Genomic DNA, 1498 nt, shown 5'->3' on the forward strand with positions numbered 1-1498 from the left:
GGCGCTGTCGCGGGTCGGGGCCGAGCACGGGGAACGTGTGGGGGCCGGGGCGTGACGGCCGGGCTCATCCGCGACATCCTGCACTACACCGACGTCACGATCTTCGCCTACTTCGTCGCGCTGAACAGCAGCTACCTGGTGCTGATCGTGCTGGCCGGGCTCGAGTTCGGCCGGCACCTGCGGCGGGCGCCGTTCGCCGGGGCCGACGACATGTTCCGCAGCCCGCTGACGCTGCCCGTGTCGGTGATCGTGCCGGCGTACAACGAGGGGCCGGGGATCGTCGCCGCGGTCACGGCGATGACCGCGCTGCGCTATCCGCGCTACGAGGTCGTGGTGGTCGACGACGGCTCCAGCGACGACACGTTCGAGCTGCTGCGGGCCGAGTTCGACCTGGTCGAGGTGCCGCGGGTGGTGCCGGCCGAGGTGCCGTACCAGTCGCGGGTGCTCTCCGTGCACGTCGCCCGGGCCAACCCGGAGACCCTCACCGTGGTCCGCAAGACCAACGGCGGCAAGGCCGACGCCCTCAACGTCGGCATCAACCTGGCCCGGCACCCGCTGATCTGCATGGTCGACGCCGACTCGGTGCTGGACCCGGACGCCCTGCTGTCGGTGGCCAAGCCCTTCGGTGACGACCCGCTGCGGGTGGCGGCGTGCGGCGGCGTGGTGCGCATCGCCAACGGGTGCAAGGTCGTCGGCGGCCGCGTGGTGGACGTGCGGATGCCCCGGCAGTGGCTGGTCCGCATCCAGGTGGTCGAGTACCTGCGCGCGTTCCTGATGGGCCGCACCGGCTGGTCGCGCCTCGGCGGCCTGGTGGTGATCTCCGGCGCGTTCGGGGTCTTCCGCCGCGACCTGGTCGTCGAGATCGGCGGCATGGCCACCGACACCATCGGCGAGGACGCCGAGCTGGTGGTGCGGCTGCACCACCATCTGCGCCGGCGGCGCCAGGACTACCGGGTCATCTTCGTCGCCGAACCGGTCAGCTGGAGCGAGGCGCCCGCCGGCCTGCGGGTGCTGGGCCGCCAGCGGCGGCGCTGGCACCGCGGCATCGCGGAGATCCTGCGCAAGCACCGCGGCATGATCGCCAATCCCCGGTACGGCCGGATCGGGCTGATCGCGCTGCCGTACTACGTGGTCTTCGAGCTGCTGGCGCCGTTCATCGAGCTGGCGGCGCTGGTGCTGCTGCCGCTGGGGCTCTGGGTGGACGCCGTCGACCTCGCGTTCGTCTGGCGCTTCGTGCTGGTCGCCTACGGCTACGGGCTGCTGGTCAGCCTGGCCTCACTGTTCATCGAGGAGGTCTCGTTCCACCGCTATCCGCGCTGGGGCGACCTGGTGCGCGGGGTGCTCGCGGCGATCCTGGAGAACTTCGGCTACCGGCAGATCCTCGCGGTGTGGCAGGTCCGGGGCGCGCTGGGGGCCCTGCACGGGCGCCGGGCCGAGTGGGGCGTGATGCACCGCGCGGGCTTCGACACCGGCGGCGAGTCAGCCGAGCCCGTCAGCG

1 protein-coding gene is annotated in these 1498 nt (G+C 72.4%); it reads left to right on the forward strand.

The annotated features are described in order from the left end of the window. Positions 1 to 51: 51 nt before the first annotated feature. Positions 52 to 1498: glycosyltransferase (locus tag AB0C29_RS48015; RefSeq protein ID WP_360835004.1), on the forward strand; the 1447-nt coding region annotated here is incomplete at its 3' end.

The organism is Actinoplanes sp. NPDC048791, from assembly GCF_040650095.1.
Classification (GTDB): domain Bacteria; phylum Actinomycetota; class Actinomycetes; order Mycobacteriales; family Micromonosporaceae; genus Actinoplanes.